This is a genomic window from Stappia sp. (assembly GCF_048268045.1).
Taxonomy (GTDB): Bacteria; Pseudomonadota; Alphaproteobacteria; order Rhizobiales; family Stappiaceae; genus Stappia.
Map to the genome: position 1 here is coordinate 1 of NZ_JBLWWG010000012.1, position 24,120 is coordinate 24,120.

The following is a 24,120-nucleotide window of genomic DNA, read 5'->3' on the forward strand; positions in this document are numbered from 1 at the left end:
GCCCCAGGCATCTACCTTGGCGCCGAGACCCATCATGCACTAAGACTGAAACCGGACCACCCGATAGGGGCAGGCCAACCCGACGGTCATCGACACGGGCAACGCCACGCACCTTCGTGGGAAGAAGCGGCTGGATCACCGACCATTCCGCATCGCTCATATCAAAACGGGCTATTGCAAACTCCTTGCGGAGCTTGAATCAAACCAAGCGTGATTTGGCTACCCAGTTTATGAGGGCATCACCTAAAGGCCGGTATGCGAGATGTGCGTTCTCCGGTTGTTCACGCGGTAGGCGAGGTGTGTGGCAAAGCCACGGGAATGCAAGATGTGTGCCGTCAGACGGCACATCTTGGCAAGGGAGGCCCGCTGCGCGCCTCCCGTTGCATCCCTCCCGGCCATTGACGCATTCCAGGCATCGAGCCTTTCAAGCGTCATCGAGACGACCGTGCGTTTCATCTCCGTCAAAGGGAGCTTTCATGCACCGCTTGAAACCCACTCTCGTGCCAATTAGCCGTTGCATCATCAGCCATGGGGCCCGCTAGTCCGCTCCTCGGCCTGTTGCGTCTCTTTATGGCTCTTCGCTCCGCGTCCGCTTTGTACGTAAAGGCAGTTTGAGTGGCTGTCCAATCGCCTCTTTCGAGCAGCAGTGCTCCGCTATTTATGCAACGATTTCACAGGTGGGTCAGCTTCGTCATTCGGCACGATAACATCGTCGCCCGGCCTCACCGCCACCGCGTCAATATCGTGCGCTCCGACTTGCCAAGCATCCCTCACATGAAAATTATGCTTCAATATAGCTAGATCCATACGAAGTTCGGGCGAGCCGGAAGCTCCGATGATGGCGGGAACAAGAAAATAGCAGCCACACGTGTTCCTGTGCCCGACAAACATATCCAGATTACGGTGGTTGTCCGCCGTCATCGTCGTCATGCGCGATACATTTACAAACTGTTTTCCACTGTCTTTGGGCAATGTGTTCCAATCTTGGGTGATGTGTCCGCGGTAATGATAAGGGTTTTCCCGATCGATACCTTTAAGGACAGAAATTCTGATTTCGTCCTCGCGATCATGCCGTTCAAAACGATCATGCCATTCTTTGAAGATGGCCTCTGCTTTGGATTTATTCCCAAACATGAGGCCAAGAAATGGTGGCTGCCCTGGCGCGGATACGCCGTACAGCATTCCCTGCCAGCCAGCTCCGTCCCATAATTTCGTATTGATGACGGACCGAACGACAAGGTCGTCGTGGCTCCTCAGATCAGCGAAAAAATCATCTGGAGAGCCCTTTTCGGTATTGGGATGGAGTTCCGTGGTAACGGGTTTGTGCGGTGCGGTGTTGCTCAGCGAATATTTCTGTACAATCCAATGGCGCCAATCCGAAAGCCGACCCACATGCGCTCCCAAAGCTCTGTTTCTGGAGGCTCCAGCATGACAAAATAGTGTGGCGCGTTCGAAAGCCAGTTCCGTTTCGACCAAATTTTGAACCGTTTGCAATGCGTCCGGCAGCATGGCGATGTTCATCAAGGCGTGAATACAAGACGCGATAAGGTGATGATTGTATTTCGCGGATTTTTCTACGCCGGTTTGGGTCCATTCGGTGGGCAACAAAATCGACATCACATTGCTGTCGTCGTCAACAGAGACCGATGCGCCCTGCAAGCTGTCGCTTTGCTCGATGCGTATCGTAAACTTCTCAGTGTGTGGAAAGGCACCTGTATTCAACAATGTTGCCGCAAAACCTTCCAGCGCGGAGGCATGAGTTTCAGCTTGCAAGAATCCTTCGAGGGTATTTTCCGTTTTTATTTCAATATCAACGCCGAGAATTCTCGTGTGAATGGAAGTAAACGACTCATCAAGCAAAACAAGCCTTTTGGGAAGACTCTTGCTCGCTGGCTGAGCAGCCATCATTTTCATCATATCGTGGATTTCTTGGTCCGGCGTGCCTTCCGGAAGAGAGCCATCGTTCCGCAACACATCAATATGCCCGAGCCGATAAAGCAGAGTGAGACGCGCTGTCATCAACATCAGATTTTCGAGAATGTCCGGTAGCTCCTCTATTCGGGCAATCTCCTCGCTCGGCAGGAGAACAATCAAACAAGAAAGCAGTCCGTCAAATTCAATGAGTTTGTCTTTCAATCGCTGCTGGCTATCGCTATCCAGTGGAGCGATATTGCCAATCGCTCGAACGAATTGAAGCGCGCTTAAAAAATCGCTCACATGCCCAAGCTGCAAGGACAAAGTTGCGAACAAATTCAGCGTAGGGATAGTTTCAACGCGGAGTTCGCTTTCTAACTCAGACAAAGCCAGATTCTGTATGAGGGATGCTAACGCCGTAGCACGTGCTGCCCATAAGAGGCCTGCTCCACGATAGCCCACCGAAAGGCAATACAGCGCCTTCGACTGCTCTTCACGGCACTCGTCTTTCGAAAAGTTAACCACTGCACGGCCAAGCCACTTTATGGCGTCCACGGGCTTTTCAGCATCCAGCTTTCGCTCGCCTTGCGTAAGATAGATGTTTCCAGCGGTGACTTCTTTGTTCCGTTCGGCCATAAACTCGGCAAGCTTCTCGACCAATTCATCGAATGCGGCGCTATCGGGCATGTTCTCCGATAATACGTCGAGCGTTGTTTCCAGCAGATCGGCAGGGAACTCGCCCAGTCCTTTAGCTCTATCTATGACCCCAGAGAGAGCGCCCCAAATGTCATCAAAGTCGTTGACATCTTCTTCAAGTAACTTTTCAGTCATGTCGTGGAAAATGAGTAATGTCTCTGCGTAGAGGGCATTATTCGGTCGGGATTTGTCCTGAGCCAGTTCCTTGAGTTTATCTTTCAGGCGGCCCGATCTGTTCGACAGCGATAATTCGTCCGCTGAATTTAGCCCCTGAACAACACGCCCCACAATAAGCTGATGGATATTGCAGACCTTACTTATGTGCGAGGAATGGTCGGTCGCGAATGCTATTGCTTCGATTTCCTCATAACGCTCTAGCATTGCGTCAATATCATCGAACCACCAGAACGCGGTCCAGGCATGTTCGTAGACTGCCCGCAAAATCTGGTAGTTTGTTCCATATTTTTCGGCGTAGTGTGTTGCACGCTGAAATCGGCCATCTGTTTCGAAACGTGGCTTCTCAAGTTCTCTAGAAAGTCGTGCCGCTTCAAATGTATCTGAGACCGCCTGCGTTCTATCCGGGGCGCTTGTGCCGAGCTTCTTAAGACGCTCTTCCAGCTCCTCTAATGCTTCTTGTCGCTTAAAATCATTCGGGCCTAGTTTGAGCTTGTCCGGCTCATGTTCTCCCGCCTTCAACTGCTCGAATGCAAGATCTTTGTGACCATGTGAGAATACGCGGTCTATAATCCATTCCCGATCCAGGATCGTAACTCTAACGCTATATTCGTTCTGCAATTCTTCTTCGATGCGTAATCGGTCACGTTGGCGGGCGGGACGACTTGTAATGAAAATAATGCGGTCGTAGTGCCGCTTGGTTTCCGCGATGCCCTTGACATCAGAGCGGACTTTGTCTGACCACGCTTTCTTGGCGCTAAATGCAAATCCCCACTTTTCAGCGCCGCTCTTGGCGTCAGCTACATACCAGCGCTCGGAAACTTGCTCATCAACCGGATAGGTCTCGGTATCGACTTTTCCATCGCCGCCGCCTTCTGGTCCTGTTTGCGGGCGAAGGTTGGGGCAAAGCTCGCGTTCAGCAAGTTTACGGCAAAAGTTCTCAAAATCCTTATGCTGATTTCGGTCTGTGATCGTGTCGAGATGATGGTTGAACTCTGACTCGCTGAGCCGATAGGCGTCGCGCCGCTTACTGTCAGAGTACAAATATGGGCGTCTAGCCCTCATAAGCGCCGATGGTGAAAGGGGATGCTTCATCGTTGATTCCTTTGCAGAAATCATAACAGATCTCGTGGTCACTATTGCAAGTATTTATTAGGTCAGTACGTTTGACCAGTTTTCAATTTTCGTAGGAACATTGTCGCTTCTTTAAAAATGGCATCGATCCCTGATGCATTAGGAATCGGGTCGAAGGGCTTTGCCCTTACCCCTCAATATGCAGCCTACCGGGACGGTCAGGGCCGCGTGCTGCGCAGGTCAATGTGACCCGCTTATCCCGCAGCCCGGCCCGCCGCGCCTGCACATCTCTCCCGTATCCCATCCTCGCCGGAAGCAGGGTTGCATGTGCAACCCAGTTTTCATTGAGGAAGGAAAGAGGAGATGACCCAGCTATTTGCCCAGCCCTACGACGTATCCGCAACCGGTTTCTATTTCGACAGCGCAGAGCAATATGAGGCGCGCGCGGCGAAGGCCGTGAACCGCTACGGCGAGCCGGTCGAGGAGTTCGAAATCCAGTTCATAGACGGCGACGATCTGGATTGTTCGCTCGCCAGGGCGTGGGGGCTGAGCCAGGGCAGCATTGCAGCCTTTTTCGAAGCCACCGAAACATGGGATGAAGACCAGAAAGTCCGCTTTGTCATCGCGGTCGAAGAGTGCGGATACAGCTTCGATCCGCGAACCGATGCGCCCGATGGCTATGACGTCGATCTGTACGGCGTAGACAGCATGAGGGAGCTGGCCGAACAGTTTGTCGATGAAGGTTTGTTCGGGGATATCCCGGAGCGCCTGCGGTTCTATCTCGATTATGAGGCCATCGCCCACGATCTGGCGATGGACTACACCGAGACAGTGATTGCCGGGCAACCCTATGTCTACCGTTGCGGATGAGAGGGTTCTATTATGTTAAGTCATTATTTTATATTGAAAATTCCTTCCATATTTGCTATTAATAGGAATTATTACCTACAAGTGCGTCCGGATTTTCGCCCGTGTTTGGCCTCTGTTGAGCCCACGCGGAAGAGGGCGCGCGTTTTTCTATTCAATCACTTTCAACCGCATGACGTGCGGCGCTCTGTTTCCCGTAGCGGCACGGCAGGGCCGCACGGGAAAGGCTTACTTATGACTTTTGACCTTGAGCGCTACCGCGCTCACATCGCCCCCCTGAACCTCGACAAAGCGCAGGAAGACGAATTCCTACGCGATCTGTGGGGCATGACCGAAGCACTGGTGGATCAGTGCTTCACCTCTCCGACTTACCCCCTGCAATTGGCGATCACGAAACAGGCTTTTGATGCCATCGAAGAGGCGCTTGCCTTAGTATCGAAGGAAACAGAAAAAGAAGAGGAGGTCTCATGTCCATAGCCGTTATCTACACCCGCGTATCCAGCAAATCACAGGTGAAGAAGGGCGATGGCCTGGCCTCCCAGGAGCACCGTTGCCGCGACTTTGCCGCCTACAAGGACTACGAGGTCGCCGAAGTTTTTCAGGACGAAGGCGTGTCCGGCAGTCTGGCAGATCGTCCAGGCCTCAAGGAAATGATGACATGGCTGCGCAAGCACCGCGCGCAAGAGCCTGTCGTTCTGATCGATGATGTGTCCCGTCTTGCCCGTGACACGGAAGTGCACCGCAAGCTGCGCAATGCCCTTGGATCGGTCGGGGCAAAGCTGGAAAGCCCGTCCATCGAGTTCGGTGACGATGCGGACAGTACGCTATTCGAGAATATCGTTGCCAGTATGGCGCAGCATCACCGCCAGAAGAACGGCGAGCAGGTGCGCCACCGCATGAAAGCCCGTCTGATGAATGGCTATTTCGCGTTCTGGGCTCCGACGGGCTACCGCTATGACCGCGTGAAGGGCCACAGCGGCAAATTCCTTGTCCGTGACGAGCCGAACGCCAGCCTGATAGAAGAAGCCCTGAAAGGCTTTGCCACAGGCCGCTTCCAGACGCAGGCCGAGGTTAAACGCTTCCTTGAGCCGCATTCGATCTTCGCCCTCGATGCGAACGGGGAAATCCATCCGCAGCGGATCAAGAACCTGCTCACCAACAAAATCTATGCGGGCTACTATGAGTACAAGCCTTGGGGCGTGCCGCTGATGAAGGGCAAACATGAAGCCCTCATCTCATGGGAGGACTTCCAGCGGATTCAGGCACGGCTCAATGAAAACGCGCACGCACCCGCCCGAGCCGATGCCGCTGAAGACTTTCCGCTGAGGGGCTTTGTCACCTGCGATTGCTGCGGCCATCCCCTGACCGCGTACTGGGCCAAGGGGCGCAACAAGCGCTACGCATACTATGAGTGCTTCAACAAGGAATGCGACGAGCGCCGCAAATCCATCCGCAGGGATGTGCTGGAGGGGGAGTTTGAAACCCTGATCCGGCAAATGCAGCCCTCAAGGGAAGTGTTCGCCGCCACGGCCTTCATGTTCCGCGATCAATGGAACAACCGCATGCAGCGCTTCAAGGACACGTGGCAGGAGCAAAAGCGCGCGCTCGGTGGCATCGGCACGACGATCAGCAAACTGACAGACAGGCTGATTGAGACCACCAGCCCGTCAGCGATCAAAGCCTATGAAGCCAAACTGGAAAAGCTGGAAGCGGAAAAGGCGCTGATCACAGAAAGCCTGACGAAAAAGCCCGATACCAAGCAGGACTTCGATCAGAAATTTCGAACCGCTCTGGCGTTCTTCGCAAACCCTTGGAATCTTTGGGCTTCACCCAATCCAGAGCACCGCAAGACGCTTCTGAAACTGGTCTTTGCAGCCCCATTGCCGTATGCGCGGAATCATGGTTTTCGAACCGCGAAAACCACTAGCCCGTTCAAGGTGTTAGCTGCTTTGAATGACGAGGAAATAGAAATGGCGGAGAGGAAGGGATTCGAACCCTCGATACCGTCTCCGGTATACTCCCTTAGCAGGGGAGCGCCTTCGACCACTCGGCCACCTCTCCGTGCCGCCCTTTTCACGGATTTGCATCGCTTTGGCAAGAGTGGATCTTACAGTTTTGAGCAGCTATCAACCGAACAACGTGCCGACAGGTTGGAAATGCGGGAGAAATCGGGAAAACAGGCACGTCACCGGTTCCTACACGGCTGTGCAAACGCCGTTGTCGACAGGCCCGTGAGACGCCTCTTCGATCTGACGTGACGCGCGGGCGACACATCGCCCGCGCGTTTTTCATCACATCGGCGCCCCCCAGAAGCCTCCTGCCCAGGGGCCCGGTCCCCAGGGACCGAAGTCGAAAGCCATCTGCTGGTTCATCATCGCCGTCATCTGCTGCTCATTTGCGAGATTCTGGTCGAACATCATCTGCCGGTAGTCCTGATAGTTGTCCTGGGTGCCGTAATAGAGGCAACCGCAGACCGTCGGGTCGGCATAGACGTAGATCGGCTGCCCGCCCTTGTTCTGGATAATGAACTTGTGAGGCGGAAGCGTCTTCAAAGACGCGATCTTTTGCGGCGTATCCGCCAGACGGACGTTGAACCCTGCGGCCGAAAGCATGTTCTCCTTGTTCTGCACCGCGGATACACATCCGGCCACGGAAAGGCCGACCAGGGTCAGCATTGCAATTGAAACGGGTTTCACTTTCAGGATCTCCCATGTCAGAACCAGCGAAATTCGCCATGACCGCATCAATGCAATTTCAAGTATAGAAACCATTACACTTGACTTTTAATCGATACAGACCGGGCTTATCTGCAAGGAAAATTGGTTTTCTCGCTCCGCCGTGATCGCAGGACACCAACTCCCCGCCCGCGATCCACACGGGTGCGGCGCAGGAAAGCGGCGGCCGCCGTTCGAACAGGGATTGCAGCGCGCCCCGCAACTCGAATAAATTGCGAAACCGGAGCGGCAAAACCCTTCGTAGTCCCTCGCCTCCTGCAGGAGCCGCCTGGCCACGGCGGCTTCGCCTGCAGACGAGAGAATGCGAAACAATCACCGGAGAGACGGCCGGCGCTGCCACGCATGCGGCCGCAAGTCAGGCCGACGGAGCGTGGCTGTTCCCCGGAGCGGGAGTGTTGCAGATGGAGACCGATCGCCGCCACGCGGCCTGCCTGGAAATTCGCGATCGCCTCGCCGATCTTGTCCGGCGCATGGAGCAAGCACCCGAGCTTGCCGACTACGTCGGTCGGCTCGACGAGATCCGCAAGGCCGCAGACGCCGAGCTTTGCGGCTTTGCGGAGGGAGCCGCACCGGCCTTCCCCTCCGCCACCGACGAACAAGACGTGAAACCGGAGATGCCCGAGGGCTGACGCGCCCGCCACGCAAGCCACTCCGCATTTAAGTTGCATATATTCACCTTGACACCAAAGGTTGTTTGACGTTGCGTAACACAGGTCGCGTGTGACGCCAGTAGAGCCTGTGCGGGTCCCGGCGAAGCGGGATGCCCGCGACCGTCCGTTAGGAAAACAGGACGGGGGACGCATGTGCACCATCGGCGTGGTTTTTCAGGGTGGAACGCTCCACACCTTCAAGCAATGCGACCTCATTCCCGTCACCGCCTTCAACGAGCCCCAGGTAAGGCCGGGCAGAAAGGGCGTGGACACATATGTCGCCATGACCCGCGGTGCGGGGGCTGGAAAGCTCTGGGCGGCGGCAAACAGTTCCGGCGTCGCCTTCGTGGCGGCAGACGCCTACACGACCTCCGCCAACTACTATGTCACCGACGACCAGACCGCTGCTCTGTTCGAAGCCTATGAGGCGAGCGTGCGCGACAACGCGACGGCGACGGCCGCAGCCGCCTTCCTGAGCGATTTCTACCGCAACATGGGTGATGGAACCGCCTTCCCCGCACCGGATATCTCGCTCTACACCGGCTGGGCGGACGAAGCGCGCACGCAACCGGTCTCGATCTTCATCGAATACATGCCCGGCCCCAACAACCATGAACCCGTGCGCACGATCATGCGCAACAGCGGGCATTTCGCCTCGACCAACGCATTCCGGATTCAGCCGGAAGCAATCGGCTATCCGGCCAACCACAGTACCTATCTCCGGCTGGGGCGCGCCGAACTCATCCTCCAGCAGGAGCCGACGCTCGACGGCATCGGCTCTGTCCTGACCGATCAATACTATGGCAAGACCGAGCTCTCGGTCTGCCGCGAGACCAAATATATCGGCCAGGAGTTCCACACCCAGGCAACAGCCGTGTTCTCCGCATCATCGGATGGAAATTCCGGCTGCCTCTACCAGATCAACGGCAATCCCCTTACCAACCCGCTTCGTCCTTTCGGGAGCCCAGCATGACCGATGTGATCGTCGACAGGAACGACAACAAGCCCGTAGCGCCTCCCGCCACCGGATTTCATTTTGTCGACCAGGGCAACTACCTGACGACAGGCGCGCCGGAACCCGGTACGGCGCTCACGCTCTATTCCGACAGCGCAACGTCCTGCATCATCGTCATCGTCGTTGCGGACACCGTGGCCGGCACGTCGCTAACGCTCGCCCACCTCGACAGCGCGCCGTGCATCGAGACTTTTTTCGACATTGTCGCAAGGCGGCAGGACAAGTCGCTGCAGATATACGCACAAGGGGCCAACCCGCCTGACAATGTCACGGCGCAGGAAAACGCGGCCGCGCTGCGCAAGGCAATCTCCGGGCTGGGGCCGAGCGTCTCGACCAGCGACCTGTTTCTTCTGGAGGGAGATCCGCGCGCCGACAACCGGGGCGACTTCGGCATTCAGGCAGCGGCCAGCGGCACGATCACCGTCAGCAACCAGCCCTATGTGCTGAAGCTGACCGACCGCGATCCGACCTGCGGTGGCCAGACCGTCTATTGCATCATGCGTCGCCAGGAAGTGCCCCCCGTGCAACTGCGCAACGCGGGCCTGCCCTTCACCCATGACGAACTGGTATCCCTGTCGTCCATCGCCATCAGCTTCCGCAAGGCGCCCGACGATCCGTCGACGTCCTTCACCAACATCGTCAACATGGAGGGAGCGGCAATCCGCGAAAGCTGGTCGACCACGCCGCAATACGAGGCGCCGTGGTTCTCGGACCAGCTCAAGCAAGGAGCCTGTTTCGCCATCGCCATGGCGCCGGTGGTCTCGCTCAGCGCGCAATATCTCGTGCCGCCGGCGGAAAGGCCCTTCGCGCGCCTGCGCAAGGCGGTGCTCGGCGACATCTGAGCGCGTACGACCCGGGCCGCGCCACGGGCGAGTTTGGAACCGCGGCGCGTCAGCGTGCGTGCGCGACCGCGCTGCGGTTCACAAGACCTTGATGTGTCGGTGTCACCGACATCGGCGGAAGACAGATCCCGGTCACAGGATGCGTTCGCCGCCGTGTCAATGCAAACTCAGCCACTCGCGCGCAGCACGCTGGGCGTCGGCGATCTCACCGCCCGACATTTCGGCCGCGATCTCGCGCCGATAGCGCGCTGCGTCCGGGCTGCCCTTGAGCGAGGCGATGTTGAACCACTTGTGCGCGGAAACCAGGTCCGTGGCGCCGTTGCGTCCGCTGGCGCAGTCGAGCCCCATCTGCAGAAGGATGTCCGCATTCGTTGCCTGGCCGCCCATAGCGGCAAGATCGGGAGAACCAAGATCCAGTCGGGCCATGTCACGCTCCTTGTCTTTATCTTCAGCACCGCTGTTGTTGCGGCTTTCAGACCTTCGGGAACAAGATGCATCTTCCGGTGCCATGCTCCATGACTTGGATTGTGGGCAGAGGCGCTCAAGGGAACCTTAAAAATCACGCTTAATAGGAAGAAAACGACTTAAAAACAAAGGGTAAAGTTTACGAGGGATTCACCCTGGTTTCGCGAAAACGAGAGCCAAATCAAGACCCGTTCCTTCAAAGGCGAATCCGTGTGGAAAGGCTTCATTCACCCTGCCGCGAACTCGCTGATTTCGCGCTTGCCCGGCCTGCGCGCCGCCCCTCCCCTGCGACACCCGACAACCTGGCCTGACGCAGCTGCGCGAAACCGCTGGTATGCCCGGGTCCGTTCGGATAGCTTACGTTTGCGTAAAGGGAATGCGAGACAGACGTTCCCGCCAGCAGTTCCGGAGGAAAGGTATCAACATGGCAGGGATAGTGAAATTCAGGACAGCCCTTCTCGCCGGCCTCGCCGCGGCCCCCTTGCTGCTGGCCGCGGCTTCAGCTCAGGCAGCGGACGCAAAAGGCGAATGGGTTCGCCCAAGCGGCAGTTCGAAGATCCGCATCGAGAATTGCGGCAATGCGCTCTGCGGCAAGCTGATCTGGCTGCGCGACCCGCGCAACGACACACAAAACCCGGATCCCGCCCGGCGCTCCCGGCCGCTTCTCGGCTCGCAGACGGTGATCGGCATGAAGCCCTCCGGAGACAACCGCTGGAAGGGCAAGGTCTACAACGCCGAGGACGGCAAGACCTACAGCGGCGTGATGACGCTGGTCAGCGACGACAAGCTCAAGCTGGAGGGATGCGTGCTCGGCGGTCTCATCTGCAAGGGGGAAACCTGGTCGCGCACGCGCTGAGGCCCACCCAATTGCAAGCCTGCGGAAGCGAGATACGCGCTCCCGCAGGCCGGATTGTCAGGCTCAGCGCGCGCGCTGGCCGAAAAGCACCGACTGGGCATTCTTGTCGCCGGCAAGGTTGAGCTTCTCGCGCTCCTCGCGGCCGACCGCCAGGCCACGCTCGACCGCCGGGCGCGCCTTCAGCTTGTCGATCCAGCGGGCGACGTTCGGGAAGTCCTTTTCAAGGTCCATCCCCTGGCGCTCCCAGCCCGTTGCCCAGCCGATGATCGCCATGTCGGCGATGGAATAGTCGGCGCCCGCAACATAGGCATTCCGCGACAGCTGCTTGTCGAGCACGCCATAGAGCCGATGCGTCTCGTTGAGGTAACGGTCCATCGCGTAGGCGATCTTCTCCGGCGCATAGACGCGGAAATGATGGTTCTGGCCAAGCATCGGGCCGAAACCGCCCATCTGCCACATCAACCATTCCTCGACCTTGACGCGCGCGCGCTCGTCGCTCGGGTAGAACTGGCCGAACTTGCGGCCGAGGTACTGCAGGATCGCGCCTGACTCGAAGATCGAGATCGCCTCGCCCCCCGGTCCTTCCGGATCGACAATCGCCGGCATGCGGTTGTTCGGGGCAATCTTCAGGAACTCAGGCTTGAACTGGTCGCCGGCGCCAATGTCGACGTAGTGCACATCGTAGGGAACACCCAGTTCCTCCAGCATGATGCTGACCTTCCAGCCGTTCGGTGTCGGCCAGTAGTGGAGTTCGATGGGCTTTGTCTGGCTTGCAGCCATGGATATGCCTCGCAGGTTCGAAGGGACGGGACCGCAGCAAACGGCGTGGTCCCGATAGGATATGCAGGCGATTTAGGGCGCAAGCATTCGCGCCGCAATGCACATCTCCGCAATCAATCGCGCAACGGCCTGTTCACGAAAACCTGCCCGGCCCTCTGTCAGGCCGCCGGCCATCATGCGGCGCTGCGCGCCTCGCCGCCCTCATCAACGGGCCGGCGGTAGACTTCGAGCGCGCGGGCCGCGGCGGCGATCACCGGCTCCTCGCTCCATTCCTGCGGGGTCAGGAAGATGTCGCGACGGCGCGCCCGTGCACCCGCCGTCGGCGAGGCCGTCCACCAGATCACCACCGGCGCGAACACAAGCGGCAAGGTCACCGGCAGGAGCCAGGCAAGCAGGCCGGAGGCGAAGTAATACGCGAAGCCGAGCGTGGCGCTGCCGAAGAGCACCATCCACCAACTGGCCTTGATACTCATGAGAAAGCCGAGAGAGCCATCCTCGCGATCACTCGACGGCCAACCGAAATCCGCGCCCGAGAGCACCTGGAACACCGACCGGCTCTGGAACATCATGTGGATCGGAGCAAGCAGCGAGGCGAGCAGCAATTCGTAGAGAGCCGAGAGCGAGGCGCGCGCGCGGCCCCCGTAGGGCCCGACCCCGCGTGTGAGAACGGCGCGCAGCAGAAGCAGCGCCTTCGGCAGGATGAGAAGCCCGACAACGCCGAAGAGCAGCGCCAGCCCCTTCTCCGTCTCCGGGTGAGGAAAGCGGGGGAAGAGCGAGCCGGAGATGAAATAGACCGGCGCGGGCGCGAACAGCGGCGCGGCAACACTGGCCAGCAGGAACAACAGCCACACAGGCGAGGCCACATAGGCAAGGATGCCCTGCGCGATGTTGAGGCGACTCCAGAACGGCAGTCCTGGCGCGGTCAGGATGCGGGCATGCTGCAGGTTGCCCTGGCACCAGCGGCGGTCACGCTTGGCATATTCGATGATATTGGCCGGCGCTTCCTCGTAGGAGCCGTCGAGATCGGCGTCGAGCCGCACGCGCCATCCGCCGCGCGCCAGCATCGCCGCCTCCACCGTGTCATGGGAGAGGATCTCGCCGCCAAAGGGCGGCTTGCCGGCAAGCGCGGGAAGTCCGCAGGTGGATGCGAAGGCGCGCATGCGGATCAGTGCATTGTGACCCCAGAACGGCCCCTGCCGCCCCTGCAGCGCGGCAACGCCGCGCGAAAACACCGGCGAGTAGAAATTCGCCGAGAACTGGATCATCCGCCCGAAGAGAGTCTTGCGGCCGATGATCCGCGGCACCGTCTGGAGCAGACCGAGATCGGGAGCAGCTTCCATGCGCCGCACCATCTCGACAATGGTGGTCGCGCTCATCAGGCTGTCGGCGTCCAGCACCAGCATGTAGTCATAGGCACCGCCACTGGCGCGGATGAAGTCCGCGATGTTGCCGGCCTTGCGCCCGGTGTTGGGCGAGCGATGCCGATAGAACAGCCGCCCGCCCGCGCCCAGCACGGTGACGGCACGGCGATAAAGAGCCTTCTCGGCGGCGGCAGCCTCCTCTCGGGTGGAATCCGAAAGAACATGGAAGTCGAAGGTCGACAGCACGCCGAGATCGTCCAACGCGCGATACATGGCGTCCAGCCTGGCAAAGACCGCATCCGCCGCCTCGTTGTAGACCGGAATGACGATGGCGGTCCGCCCGCTCGGCTTGCCGTCGCTGACCGACACGCTCTCGCTTGGGAAGATAAGCCCGAGAATGCCGATGCAGGCGCCCCACGAGAGCCACAGTGCGCAGAACGCCACCAGCGAGATCCGAACCACATCGACCCAGTCGAACCCGTCGGCGACCGCCACGGAGCCGAACATCGAGGCAGCCGCAACCGTGAGGCCCAGGGTAAGGATGATCGCACCGGCCCGGCGGATGCCGACCGCGATGGTCTCCCTCAGGGAGGACTTGGAAACACCCGATGGCATCCGGCGACACTCCGTTTGGGCGGCAAGCCGTCACCCGGCGCCGCGGCAGGCCCCTTGGCGGCTCAGCGCTCGCCGATGCGACGGCGGCGCGCAAGGGCGCGCAGCCCGGCAAGGCGCGGGAGCAGGGAAGCCCGTTCGCGCGCGCGCTCGAGTGTTTGCATCGGCATCGCCATCGGCGCCCTGGGCGCGGGAAGACACAGAGAGGCAACCAGCGCCCGACGCAGCGACTGGTCGGCCTGCCCGGCGAAGACGCGCTCAAGCAGCGCCTGCTGCCGCGCCCCACCAAGGCGCGCAGCCGCATCCGCGACCGCCTCTTCCAGCGTCGCATCGTCGAGATCGTGACGAGAAAACTGCCGGCGCAGCTCGTCCAGGAAGCAATGCCGGGCCTCGACAGGGTCCGGCTGAGCAACGTGTTCGTCGGAACGGGTGTCGACAATCATTTCGTTTGTCCCCACTGGTAGGTCCAGGTTTCAGACAGGCGTTCACCGTCCAGGAGAAGAGCCGCCGAGAGTTCGACGGGCTGGCTGTCGTCAATGCGCTTCACATCGACGATCAGTCTCCAAACGTCGCTACCCGGCATTTTGTTCAATATCTGATGTGCGATTTTTCCGTTGCCGATGCCGATCTGGGCTTCAACCGCCGCCCCGTCGCCGAGTCCGGCCAGGGTTTCGCCGGAGAAATCGACGAGGAACTTCCGGATGTTGTCGCGTCCTTCCGTGGCCGCGACACCGCCGCGTCCGGTGCGCGTGCGCAACACGCGCGCCAGCGGAACATCGCCCTCGACATCCCCGGCCCAGATCATGCGATAGCGCAAACGATGCTCGGAGCCGGCCGACAATCCGCTCTCGGGCATCCAGAACGCGACGATGTTGTCATTCGCCTCCGAATCCGTCGGGATCTCAGCAAGAAGAACGGCGCCCTTGCCCCAGTCTCCGACCGGTTCGATCCACACAGAGGGACGACGCTCGTAGCGCGCCTCGGTGTCGAGATAATGGTCCGCATCGCGGTCGCGCTGCAGAAGGCCGAAGCCGCGCGGGCTCTCCTCGCCAAAGACGGAAAGCTGCAGGCGGGCCGGATTGGAAAGCGGCCGCCAGACCCGTTCGCCGTTGGCGCGCAGAATGGCGAGGCCATCGTTGTCATGCACCTCGGGGCGGAAATCGTCGAAGCCGGTCCGGTCGTTCTCTCCAAACAGATACATGGACGTCAGGGGCGCCAGGCCAAGCCGCGAGACGTCGCCGCGTAGAAAGATAGCGGCTTCCACCTCGATCAGCGTCTCGACACCTGGCAGGATGGTGAAGGCGTAGGCACCCGAGACACGCTCGCTCTCGAGTTCCGCATAGAGCTTGATCTCGCGCGCACCGAGCTCCGGCCGCTCGATGTAGAAGCGGGTGAACCGCGGGAACTCCTCGGCGCTGCCCGAGGCCGTGTCGACCGCGAGCCCGCGCGCCGACAGCCCGTAGACATTGCCGCGTCCAAGCGCCCGGAAATAGCTGCTGCCGAGGAAGGTCACCAGCTCGTCGCGATAGTCGTTGCGGTTCAGCGGATAATGCAGCCGGAAACCGGCGGGACCCGCAAAGGCCAGATTGCTGAAGGCGGCCGGGTCGAGCGGATCGCGGTACTCGAAATCATCGGCGGTGAAGCCCATCGGACGGGCCTCTCCGTCGACGATCTCGAAGAGCTGGATGGCATGGGAGAAGACCCAGCCGGGGTAGAAGGCCTGGAGCTCGAAGTTCCGGTCATCAGCCTTCCAGCGGGCATGGTCGGGACGGAATCGGATCGAGCGATGGCCATCGTAGTTGAGGGCGGCGACCGCTTCGGGAAGCTCGGGCTCGTCAACCTTGTAAGGCTCTCCGGCCTTCGCCTTCATCCGTGAGACCAACGCCTCCCAGTCGAAGGGAGTTCCGGCTTCCTGCGGTTGCGGCAGGGCATCGCCGGGCGCGGCGGCCGGAGCCGAATCCTGCGCGAAAGCGGGGAGTGCGACACTTCCCAGCATCGAGGCTAGGAAACCGGCGCTGCAGATCAGGAAGCTGCGTTTGTCGATTTTTGGCATGTCACCTACTGGCACTTCGAAACGGTTCGCGAGATGTGGCCCGGCCTTCCGGTCCGATGTGCAAACGCAGCATGAGGACTTTGGTTCCACACACCGGTCTGCAGCCCGCAAATATCCACGAGCCAAGCTATCTCACCATTATGTTTGGGAAAAATCAGACGGAATCACGGCAATTGGATGGCAGGGCATGAGCTGTCCGCGCCATCCATTACCGTATCGCACCGCAGCATACGCCGTTATGCGGCGGCTGCATGGGTGTTGAATTCGAAAACCAACGCCCGCATTCAAACGCGGGCTCTGCGCCTCACTCGATGCCGATCTTCGACTTCAGCAGATCGTTCACCGCCTGCGGGTTGGCCTTGCCGCCGGTGGCCTTCATCACCTGTCCGACGAACCAGCCGAGCAGGCCCGGCTTTTCCTTTGCCTGCGCCGCCTTTTCCGGATTGGCGGCGATGATCTTGTCGACCTCGGCCTCGATCGCGCCGAGATCGGTCACCTGCTTCATGCCGCGCGTCTCGACGATCTCGGCCGGGTTTCCGCCCTCGCTCCACAGGATCTCGAAAAGATCCTTGGCGATCTTGCCGGAAATCGTGCCGTCCTTGACCAGATCGATCAGCCCGCCGAGCTGGTCGGCCGACACCGGGCTGTCCTCGAGATCCGTGCCTTCCTTGTTCAGCCGACCAAAGAACTCGTTGATCACCCAGTTGGCGGCGAGCTTGGCATCGCGTCCCTTGGCGACCGCCTCGAAGAAGTCGGCGGAGGCGCGCTCCATCACCAGAATGTCGGCGTCATAGGGCGTCACACCGTAGTCGGAGACGAAACGGGCCTTCTTCTCGTCCGGCAGCTCCGGCAGGTCCTTGGCCAGCTCATCCACATAGGCCTGGTCGAACTCGAGCGGCAGCAGGTCGGGGTCGGGGAAGTAGCGGTAGTCGTGCGCCTCTTCCTTGGAGCGCATGGAACGCGTCTCGCCCTTCACCGGATCGAACAGGCGGGTCTCCTGGTCGATTTTGCCGCCGTCCTCGAGAATGCCGATCTGGCGGCGCGCCTCATATTCGATCGCCTGGCCGACAAAGCGGATCGAGTTGACGTTCTTGATCTCGCAGCGGGTGCCGAAGGCACCGCCGGGCGCGCGAACCGAGACGTTGACGTCGGCGCGCATGGATCCCTGGTCCATGTTGCCGTCGCAGGTGCCCAGATAGCGCAGGATGGTGCGCAGCTTGGTGAGGAACGCCTTGGCCTCGTCGGAGGAACGCAGGTCCGGCTTGGAGACGATCTCCATCAGTGCCACACCCGAGCGGTTGAGGTCGACGAAGGACATGGTCGGATGCTGGTCGTGCAGCGACTTGCCGGCATCCTGCTCCAGATGCAGCCGCTCAATGCCGACGGTCACTTCCTTGCCGCCCGGCATGTCGAGCAGGATCTCGCCCTCGCCGACGATGGGCTGCTTGAACTGCGAGATCTGGTAGCCCTGCGGCAGGTCCGGATAGAAATAGTTCTTCCGGTCGAAGACGGACTTGAGGTTGATCGCAGCCTTCAGTCCGAGGCCGGTGCGGATCGCCTGCTTGACGCATTCCTCATTGATCACCGGCAGCATGCCGGGCATGGCCGCGTCGACAAGGCTGACGTTGTCGTTCGGGTCCTTGCCGAACTCGGTCGAAGCGCCGGAGAAGAGCTTGGAATTCGAGGTCACCTGGGCATGGACTTCCATGCCGATCACGATTTCCCAGTCGCCTGTCGCTCCCTTGATGAAGAACTTGGGATCGGGAGTGCGGGTGTCGACGATGCTCATGCCGTTTCAGTCCTGCCTGTCGCCCGCTCTGGCGAACCCCCGCGCACGCGCGCGAAAATCCGGCCCCGGGCCTGTCTTGAACGCGTGAATGAGTGGGTAGTGGGTCTTGGCCCGGCCTGCAAGGGGGGAGTGGGGGATGGGGAGCTAAGGAAGGCGGAAAGCTGGCCTTCGCTTTGCCTGAGCACCAGCATGACGGATGCGCCCTGAGACACCGACCTCCCAGGCTTGCGAGAGAATTCCTGGCTTCGTTTCCCGCCTCACACGGCCTGCTTTTCCAGCGTGGATTTCCCTGCGAACTCGGCCGCCGGGATGTTACCCGGGACCGGATGTGGTCTGCGGTGGTTGCATCACTCTTTCATGAGGTGATCGCGCCGCGAGCTTCAGGCAGCATCGGGAACAGCCTGGGCACGCTGACACTCGTCGCCTTCGCCAAGGGTGGCACAATCCCGCCCCCCTGGCGCTCCCGCATTGCCTCGGACGGTTGACGCCCCTCTTACGGCTCCCCGGCCTTCAGCACCCTTGCCAGGATCGCGGCAAGAGCCGCGTAGAGCGCATCGGGGATCTCGCGGTCGAGCTCGACCCGTTCAAGCGCCTCGGCAAGGGCCGCGTCGTCGTCGGGATCTACGCCCGCGCGCGTGCATTGCGCCAGTGCTTGAGCGGCCAGCGTCTCACGCGCCGACGAGTCCGACCGTGCGGGCGCGACGGCCTGGTAGGCAAGCCCGGCACCGGGAGGCGGAGCGGCCGTCCGCGGAGCCCGCCACTCCGGCGCTCTGCCCCCGCCGGCGAGATGGGCGTAGGTCTCCAGCACCTCGGTAGGCGAAAACTGCTCGTCCCTCTCGTCAACCCGGGGCCGTTCGTTCTCGCTCGGGCCTTCCGCTGCAAGGTTTTCAACTCCGCCGTCCCTGCCTGTGCTCATGACACGCGATCCACGAGCTGGCCGGAGGCGGCGGGCGCGCCTGCAACCGTCGGCGGTGGTGTAGGCTCCAGCGCCAGGATGCGCAGGTCCATCACCTCGAGCCCCAGCGCACGCAGCTCCACGCCGAGCGGCTCCAACTCACGGGAAAGGGCCGTACGCCCCTCCTCCCGCTCCACCTTGAGCGTTGCAAAAAGCCGTTCCCCGTCGAGCCCCACAAGCCCTTCCACCGCACCGCAGGCCGGCGTCTCCAGTCCGAAGCGCACGCGGAAGGCGGGATGCGCGCCCTCCCCTTCGTGGCCCGGCGTGTCGTCGCGGCCGATCCTCAGCTCCAGGATCGAGATCCCTTGCGGCACGGCGACGGGCAGCAGGATAACGTGATCGGCCCCGCGCGCGCCCTCCCGCGCGCCTTCGCCGACGAGTCCGTGCGAGGCAAGCCCGGCAAAACGCTGGCGCGCGAGCGCGCCAAGCGCCTTGGCAAGGAGAAGCGCGGCCGCCTCGCCGCCGTCGCGCCGGGAAAGTGCCGCCATCAGGCCAGTGCTCGGCGACCCCGGAGGCTCGCCGCGCGCCCGCGCGGCAAGGCCCGGCGGCGGCGGCGGCGTTGCCTGGCGCGGCAGCGGTTCTCGCCCGCCGGCGGCCGCTTCCAGCCACTTGGCAAGGTCGGCGAGAACGCCGCCGAGCCGTCCGCCCGAGACACCCTCGGCAGCCCGGCGCAGCGCCTTGCCATCAAGCGAGGCCGCATCGAGCTGCAGGCCGAAGAGCGTGGAAATGGCATTGGCGAGCGCGGCGGGCAGCGCCTTCGCACCGGCAGGCCCCGTCGACTGGACAAGACCCGAAAGCCCGGCATAGAGCGGCGCAAGGCCGTCCTGCCCGGCCGCAAGACCCGCTGCAAGCGCCGAAATTCGCGTCGTCGCCGGGCCGGCGCCCGGCTGGGCCAGGCCTGACGGATCGGCACTGACGGAAAGCTTGGGTCGCCCTGTCTCGCCGTCGACCTTCAGCAGTGCGCGGCTGCCAACCGGAAGCATCTCCTCGCCTTCGACGTCGAGCTGGAAACCACCTGACGCCAGGCGCATGACGTTGTCGCTGAGATGGCGGGCAACGCGCACGGCGATCACATCGCCGACCGACAGCGGCGGGAGCCGGGTGACCGGTGTTACCGGCACGATGCCGGTAGGTGTCGATATCCGCGACACGGACATGGGTGTCTGCCTCCGCCTCATCCCCGCGCCCGTCGCACCACGCGGGTGCGACTGGATTCGTCTGCTGCATTGACCCTGGTCAATTCGTTCCGTCTGCAACCGTTTAACTGTGACACCGGCGCGACGCACCGCGCAAGGGGAGAGCGACATGGGACTGATGAAGCGACTGGACGAACGCGCGACGCTCATGGGCCGGATGATGCGCACGGTCGGCGCCAGTGAGGGAATGCCGGAGCACATCGCACTGGAAACCAGTGTCCGGCGCGCCGCCAATCGCTGCATGGGCTGCGACCGTCCGGACGACTGCAAGGGCTGGCTCGACGCGCACAAGGACGGGGCCGAGACCGCGCCTGACTACTGCCCGAATCGCGATGCCTTCAAGGATTGGACCGCACGCGCCCAACGCCGCGCGGTCGAGCGCGCCGAATAGCACCAACGCCGGTGTCTCATTCTCATGGCAGCCTGCCGGTTGCGACCGGCGGGCTCTTCAGTGCGAAACGGTGTTCGAGAAGACGTTGACGACGATGACGCCCGCCATGATCAGGCCGAGGCCGATCAGGGCCGCGAGATCGAGCGACTGGCGAAAGACGAAATATCCCACCGCCGAAATCAGCACGATGCCAAGCCCGCTCCAGATGGCATAGGCAATGCCGACCGGAAACGTCCGCAATGCCACCGACAGGAAATAGAAGGAGGCGAAATAGCACGCCCCCATCACCACTGTCGGCAGCACGCGCGTGAACTGTTGCGACTGCTGAAGGGCGGTCGTGCCGATCACCTCGAGCACGATGGCCGTCGCAAGAGCCGCATAGGAAATCAGCGACTGGTGCATGTATCCGCTCCCGGAGTGCGTGTGTCGACCGGAACCCGCGAGCGTCCTACCTGCGCCCGCGCGTCCTGCGCCGCAGACCATAGACGAGGCCGGCGGCGAGCAATCCGCCAACGAAACGGAACGGCATCACCGCAAGCGGCCCGCCCTCATATCCGCCAACCGGTGCAATGCCGCTGAAGTTCATGGCGGCATCGAGCAGCACGCTGAGAGCGGAAGCCGCGAAGCCCGCGATCACCAGCTTGGCCCTGGCGTCGGCGAACCAGCCAAGCCCGCCACCGATCAGCAGCGCGAAGGGATTGGCAAGGCCGGCGAGGCCGAAAAGGACGGAAACGGTTTCATTCGTCATCATCGGGCTGTTGTAGGCCGCTCCAGCGAAAAAGAAAACCGGACTTTGCACCTGGCGGGCACCATGCCGCAATGCGACGCCGAAGCCCCGCCTCGATCCTCGTCCTCAGGGCTTGCCAGACGGAAAATCCCGTGGATTGCTGGGGCAGGCAAAGTGCAAAGGGGAAAACTCATGGACTTCGATACCTGGCTCGCCTTTCTCGCGGCGTCCTTCGTGATGCTCGCAATTCCCGGACCGACAATCCTGCTCGTCGTCTCCTATGCCCTGTCGCAGGGGCGCTCCGTCGCGGCCGCTGTTGTGGCCGGCGTCGCACTTGGCGATCTCACGGCCATGACCGCGTCCATGCTCGGGCTCGGCGCGCTGCTCGCGACCTCCGCCACGCTCTTCACCGCGCTCAAGTGGGTGGGCGCGGCCTATCTCGTCTGGCTTGGCGTGAAGCTCTGGCGCGCGCCGGTTGCAACAGCCGCCCCGGAAGAGGCGACCGAGGCACCCGCGCAAACCGTCTCGCCGCTGCGGATCGCGGCCCACTCCTACGCAGTGACCGCGCTCAACCCGAAGAGCATCGTCTTCTTCGTCGCCTTCCTGCCGCTCTTTGTCGATCCCGCCCGGCCGCTTCTCGGCCAGACGGTGATCCTGGAGGCGACCTTCGTCTCGCTCGCCGCGCTCAATGCCGCCGCCTACGGTCTGATGGCCGCCGCCGTGGGCACGCGGCTGAAACGCCCCTCGGTGCGCCGCACCATCAACCGGATCGGCGGATCAGCGATGATCGGCGCGGGCCTGCTTGCTGTCAGCTGGCGGCGCGCGACAGCCTGAACGCCGGGCCTCTCGCCCACGAAAAAGGCGCGCTTCCCGAAGGAAGCGCGCCTTTTTCTCAACCAAACGCTGGAACCGTGCCGCGTGTCTCGCGGATCACCACCACCTTGCCGGCTCGAAGCGGCCGGCGGCCTTCTCGATCACGCTGCCGAGGCTGTAGAGCGTCTCCTCGCCGAACGGACGACCAATAAGCTGGAGGCCGAGCGGCAGGCCCGCACCATTAAGCCCGGCGGGGACGGAAAGCCCAGGCAGGCCGGCCATGTTGACGGTGACGGTGAAGATGTCGAGCAGATACATCTGCACCGGATCGGTGACGGCGCCGGGCGCGAAGGCCGCATCCGGCGTCGCCGGTGCCAGGATCGCGTCGACGCCAGCCTCGAAGGCGAGGTCGAAGTCGCGCTTGATCAGCGTGCGTACCTTCTGCGCCTTCAGGTAATAGGCGTCGTAGTAGCCGGCCGACAGCACATAGGTGCCGATCAGGATACGGCGCTTGACCTCGGCGCCAAAGCCGGCGGCACGGGTCTTCTCGTACATGTCGACGATGTCGTTACCCGGCACCCGCAGGCCGTAGCGCACGCCGTCGTAGCGCGCGAGGTTCGAAGAAGCCTCCGCCGGCGCGACAATGTAATAGGCGGGAAGCGCGTATTTCGTATGCGGCAGCTCGATGTCGACGATCTCCGCGCCCGCGTCCTTCAGCCAGGCGATGCCCTTTTCCCAAAGCGCCTGAACCTCGGGTGACAGGCCCTCGACCCGGTACTGCGCGGGAATGCCGATCCGCAGCCCCTTCACCGAACGCCCGATGGCGGCTTCGTAGTCGGGCACCGGCAGGTCGACCGAGGTCGTGTCCTTGGCGTCGACCGAGGCCATGGAGCCCATCAGGATGGCGTTGTCGCGCACGGTGCGGGTGATCGGCCCCGCCTGGTCAAGCGAGGAGGCGTAGGAAACGATGCCCCAGCGCGAGCAGCGGCCATAGGTCGGCTTCATGCCGACCGTTCCGGTCAGCGCGGCCGGCTGGCGGATCGAACCGCCGGTATCGGTGGCCGTCGCCCCCAGACACATGGAGGCCGCGACCGCGGCGGCCGAGCCGCCGGACGAACCGCCCGGCACCAGTGCCTCGTCGGAGCCCTGCTTGCGCCACGGGTTGACGACATTGCCGTAATAGGAGCTCTCGTTCGACGAGCCCATGGCGAACTCGTCCATGTTGAGCTTGCCGAGCATCACCGCGCCGTCGGCCCAAAGGTTGGCCGTGACGGTCGATTCGTACTCCGGCTTGAAGCCGTCGAGAATGTGGCTGCAGGCCTGAGTATGGGTGCCCCTGGTGGCGAAGAGATCCTTCACACCGAGCGGCAGACCCTCGAGCGCGCCGGCCTTGCCCTCGGCGATGCGCGCATCGGAGGCCTTCGCCATGTCGCGCGCCTGCTCGGCCGTCACCGCCACATAGGCGTTGATCTTCCCATTGCCGGCCTCGATCGCCTGAAGATGGGCGTCCGTCAGCTCGACCGCGCTGAAATCGCGCTTCGCAAGCGCGTCGCGGGCGTCGGCAAGGGTCAGTTTCGTCAGCTCGCTCATGTATCCGTCTCGCTGGGAAGTCTCGTCGGGAAGATCATCGTGAGCGCTTGTCCCGCTCCAGACGCGTCGCGTCAAGCCTTGGCGGCAAGCAGCTTCTCGTAAAAAACCGAAAATGGCGTATCGGGATAGTCCAGCACCGCGCCTGTGCGCGCAAAGCCGGCGCGCTCATAGACCCGCCATGCGGCCGGGTGCCGGTGACCGGTTTCCAGCACCAGCCGGCCGATGCCCTCCGTGCGCGCCAACTCCTCAATGCGCATCAGGATCTCTCCGGCAAGCCCGCGCCCCTGCGCGGCGGGCCGTGTGTACATGCGCTTCACCTCACCGACCGGGATGCCGTCCGCCCCCGCGCCATGCCGGCGCAATGCCCCGCAGGCGAGCAGCGCCCCGTCGGCTCCACCTTCGCGCGCCGTGAAAACGGTGGTATCCGCGCCCGCCATCTGTTCCACACTCAGGTGATGGCAATGCTCCGGCGGCGAAAGCGCCAGCAGCACATCGTTCAGCTCACCGATCATGGCCCGCATCTCGTCGCCAAGCGGGCTTTCGATGGCGATGCGGGCGCTCACCC

22 protein-coding genes, 1 tRNA gene and 2 pseudogenes are annotated in these 24,120 nt (G+C 61.8%); 9 read left to right on the forward strand and 16 right to left on the reverse strand.

Going from position 1 to position 24,120, the window contains the following annotated elements; genetic code table 11:
- Positions 1-76: 76 nt before the first annotated feature.
- A pseudogene (locus ACN0WF_RS16850) lies at positions 77-160 on the reverse strand (IS5/IS1182 family transposase); the annotation flags it as partial.
- Between the two features lie 494 nt (positions 161-654).
- Positions 655-3,879 carry a hypothetical protein gene (locus ACN0WF_RS16855; protein WP_417280955.1) on the reverse strand — a complete coding sequence of 1,075 codons (3,225 nt, stop codon included), beginning with the start codon at positions 3,877-3,879 and terminating at the stop codon, positions 655-657.
- Positions 3,880-4,221: 342 nt separating this feature from the next.
- Here ACN0WF_RS16855 and ACN0WF_RS16860 point away from each other — a divergent pair, with 342 nt between their 5' ends.
- The 3 genes and pseudogenes from ACN0WF_RS16860 to ACN0WF_RS16870 form a co-directional block, all read left to right on the forward strand.
- Positions 4,222-4,728, forward strand: coding sequence for an antirestriction protein ArdA (locus ACN0WF_RS16860; RefSeq protein WP_417280954.1), 507 nt, complete (start codon positions 4,222-4,224; stop codon positions 4,726-4,728).
- Positions 4,729-4,959: 231 nt separating this feature from the next.
- Positions 4,960-5,202, forward strand: a complete 243-nt coding sequence (locus tag ACN0WF_RS16865) for a hypothetical protein (protein WP_417280953.1) — start codon at positions 4,960-4,962, stop codon at positions 5,200-5,202.
- Positions 5,193-6,203, forward strand: a pseudogene (locus tag ACN0WF_RS16870) (recombinase family protein); the annotation flags it as partial. The gene ACN0WF_RS16865 and the pseudogene ACN0WF_RS16870, both read left to right, overlap by 10 nt.
- Before the next feature lie 493 nt (positions 6,204-6,696).
- Here ACN0WF_RS16870 and ACN0WF_RS16875 read toward each other — a convergent pair.
- Together ACN0WF_RS16875 and ACN0WF_RS16880 are read right to left on the reverse strand one after the other, a co-directional pair.
- Positions 6,697-6,786: transfer RNA gene (locus tag ACN0WF_RS16875), tRNA-Ser, on the reverse strand.
- Positions 6,787-7,016: 230 nt separating this feature from the next.
- The gene (locus ACN0WF_RS16880) at positions 7,017-7,421 is read right to left on the reverse strand and encodes a hypothetical protein (RefSeq protein ID WP_417773946.1); all 405 of its coding nucleotides are present in this window, start codon (positions 7,419-7,421) and stop codon (positions 7,017-7,019) included.
- A gap of 440 nt (positions 7,422-7,861) precedes the next feature.
- On the opposite strand from ACN0WF_RS16880, the gene ACN0WF_RS16885 reads away from it, so the two are divergent.
- The 3 genes from ACN0WF_RS16885 (at position 7,862) to ACN0WF_RS16895 (ending at position 9,967) form a co-directional block, all read left to right on the forward strand.
- Complete coding sequence (locus ACN0WF_RS16885) at positions 7,862-8,089, forward strand: hypothetical protein (RefSeq protein ID WP_417280951.1); 228 nt, start codon at positions 7,862-7,864, stop codon at positions 8,087-8,089.
- 172 nt (positions 8,090-8,261) lie between these two features.
- Positions 8,262-9,083: a hypothetical protein gene (locus ACN0WF_RS16890; protein ID WP_417280950.1), complete on the forward strand. Its 822-nt coding sequence runs from the start codon at positions 8,262-8,264 to the stop codon at positions 9,081-9,083.
- Entirely contained in the window at positions 9,080-9,967 is an 888-nt protein-coding gene (locus ACN0WF_RS16895) for a hypothetical protein (RefSeq protein WP_417280949.1), read from the forward strand. Before ACN0WF_RS16890 ends, ACN0WF_RS16895 begins: the two co-directional genes overlap by 4 nt.
- Before the next feature lie 156 nt (positions 9,968-10,123).
- On the opposite strand, the gene ACN0WF_RS16900 is transcribed toward ACN0WF_RS16895, so the two are convergent.
- Positions 10,124-10,393, reverse strand: a complete 270-nt coding sequence (locus tag ACN0WF_RS16900) for a hypothetical protein (RefSeq protein ID WP_417280948.1) — start codon at positions 10,391-10,393, stop codon at positions 10,124-10,126.
- Positions 10,394-10,856: 463 nt separating this feature from the next.
- Here ACN0WF_RS16900 and ACN0WF_RS16905 point away from each other — a divergent pair, with 463 nt between their 5' ends.
- Complete coding sequence (locus tag ACN0WF_RS16905; RefSeq protein WP_417280947.1) at positions 10,857-11,288, forward strand: DUF2147 domain-containing protein; 432 nt, start codon at positions 10,857-10,859, stop codon at positions 11,286-11,288.
- Positions 11,289-11,351: 63 nt separating this feature from the next.
- Here ACN0WF_RS16905 and ACN0WF_RS16910 read toward each other — a convergent pair whose 3' ends face one another.
- From ACN0WF_RS16910 to ACN0WF_RS16940, 7 genes are all read right to left on the reverse strand, one after another.
- Positions 11,352-12,068 carry a glutathione S-transferase N-terminal domain-containing protein gene (locus ACN0WF_RS16910; RefSeq protein ID WP_417280946.1) on the reverse strand — a complete coding sequence of 239 codons (717 nt, stop codon included), beginning with the start codon at positions 12,066-12,068 and terminating at the stop codon, positions 11,352-11,354.
- 173 nt (positions 12,069-12,241) lie between these two features.
- The gene (gene mdoH, locus ACN0WF_RS16915) at positions 12,242-14,044 is read right to left on the reverse strand and encodes a glucans biosynthesis glucosyltransferase MdoH (protein WP_417280945.1); all 1,803 of its coding nucleotides are present in this window, start codon (positions 14,042-14,044) and stop codon (positions 12,242-12,244) included.
- Positions 14,045-14,106: 62 nt separating this feature from the next.
- Entirely contained in the window at positions 14,107-14,484 is a 378-nt protein-coding gene (locus ACN0WF_RS16920) for a hypothetical protein (protein WP_417280944.1), read from the reverse strand.
- Positions 14,481-16,094, reverse strand: a complete 1,614-nt coding sequence (locus ACN0WF_RS16925; RefSeq protein WP_417773947.1) for a glucan biosynthesis protein — start codon at positions 16,092-16,094, stop codon at positions 14,481-14,483. Before ACN0WF_RS16925 ends, ACN0WF_RS16920 begins: the two co-directional genes overlap by 4 nt.
- A 304-nt stretch (positions 16,095-16,398) precedes the next feature.
- On the reverse strand, positions 16,399-17,883 hold the full coding sequence (gene gatB, locus ACN0WF_RS16930) for an Asp-tRNA(Asn)/Glu-tRNA(Gln) amidotransferase subunit GatB (protein ID WP_417773948.1): 1,485 nt from the start codon (positions 17,881-17,883) through the stop codon (positions 16,399-16,401).
- 493 nt (positions 17,884-18,376) lie between these two features.
- Entirely contained in the window at positions 18,377-18,799 is a 423-nt protein-coding gene (locus ACN0WF_RS16935; RefSeq protein ID WP_417773949.1) for a hypothetical protein, read from the reverse strand.
- Positions 18,796-19,995, reverse strand: a complete 1,200-nt coding sequence (locus tag ACN0WF_RS16940) for a hypothetical protein (protein WP_417773950.1) — start codon at positions 19,993-19,995, stop codon at positions 18,796-18,798. The genes ACN0WF_RS16935 and ACN0WF_RS16940 overlap by 4 nt, the downstream gene beginning before the upstream one ends.
- 148 nt (positions 19,996-20,143) lie before the next feature.
- Between ACN0WF_RS16940 and ACN0WF_RS16945 the strand changes: the two genes are divergently transcribed.
- Positions 20,144-20,425 carry a DUF6455 family protein gene (locus ACN0WF_RS16945; RefSeq protein WP_417773951.1) on the forward strand — a complete coding sequence of 94 codons (282 nt, stop codon included), beginning with the start codon at positions 20,144-20,146 and terminating at the stop codon, positions 20,423-20,425.
- A 57-nt stretch (positions 20,426-20,482) separates the two neighbouring features.
- Here ACN0WF_RS16945 and ACN0WF_RS16950 read toward each other — a convergent pair whose 3' ends face one another.
- Together ACN0WF_RS16950 and ACN0WF_RS16955 are read right to left on the reverse strand one after the other, a co-directional pair.
- Entirely contained in the window at positions 20,483-20,827 is a 345-nt protein-coding gene (locus ACN0WF_RS16950) for a DMT family transporter (RefSeq protein WP_417773952.1), read from the reverse strand.
- Positions 20,828-20,873: 46 nt separating this feature from the next.
- Positions 20,874-21,176, reverse strand: a complete 303-nt coding sequence (locus ACN0WF_RS16955) for a phosphatidylglycerophosphatase (protein ID WP_417773953.1) — start codon at positions 21,174-21,176, stop codon at positions 20,874-20,876.
- Positions 21,177-21,344: 168 nt separating this feature from the next.
- Here ACN0WF_RS16955 and ACN0WF_RS16960 point away from each other — a divergent pair, with 168 nt between their 5' ends.
- Positions 21,345-21,986, forward strand: coding sequence for a LysE family translocator (locus ACN0WF_RS16960; RefSeq protein WP_417773954.1), 642 nt, complete (start codon positions 21,345-21,347; stop codon positions 21,984-21,986).
- 96 nt (positions 21,987-22,082) lie between these two features.
- Here the strand turns inward: ACN0WF_RS16960 and gatA are convergent, their stop codons facing one another.
- Together gatA and ACN0WF_RS16970 are read right to left on the reverse strand one after the other, a co-directional pair.
- Positions 22,083-23,555, reverse strand: a complete 1,473-nt coding sequence (gene gatA, locus ACN0WF_RS16965; protein ID WP_417773955.1) for an Asp-tRNA(Asn)/Glu-tRNA(Gln) amidotransferase subunit GatA — start codon at positions 23,553-23,555, stop codon at positions 22,083-22,085.
- A gap of 71 nt (positions 23,556-23,626) precedes the next feature.
- The gene (locus ACN0WF_RS16970; protein ID WP_417773956.1) at positions 23,627-24,118 is read right to left on the reverse strand and encodes a GNAT family N-acetyltransferase; all 492 of its coding nucleotides are present in this window, start codon (positions 24,116-24,118) and stop codon (positions 23,627-23,629) included.
- Between the last annotated feature and the right edge of the window lie 2 nt (positions 24,119-24,120).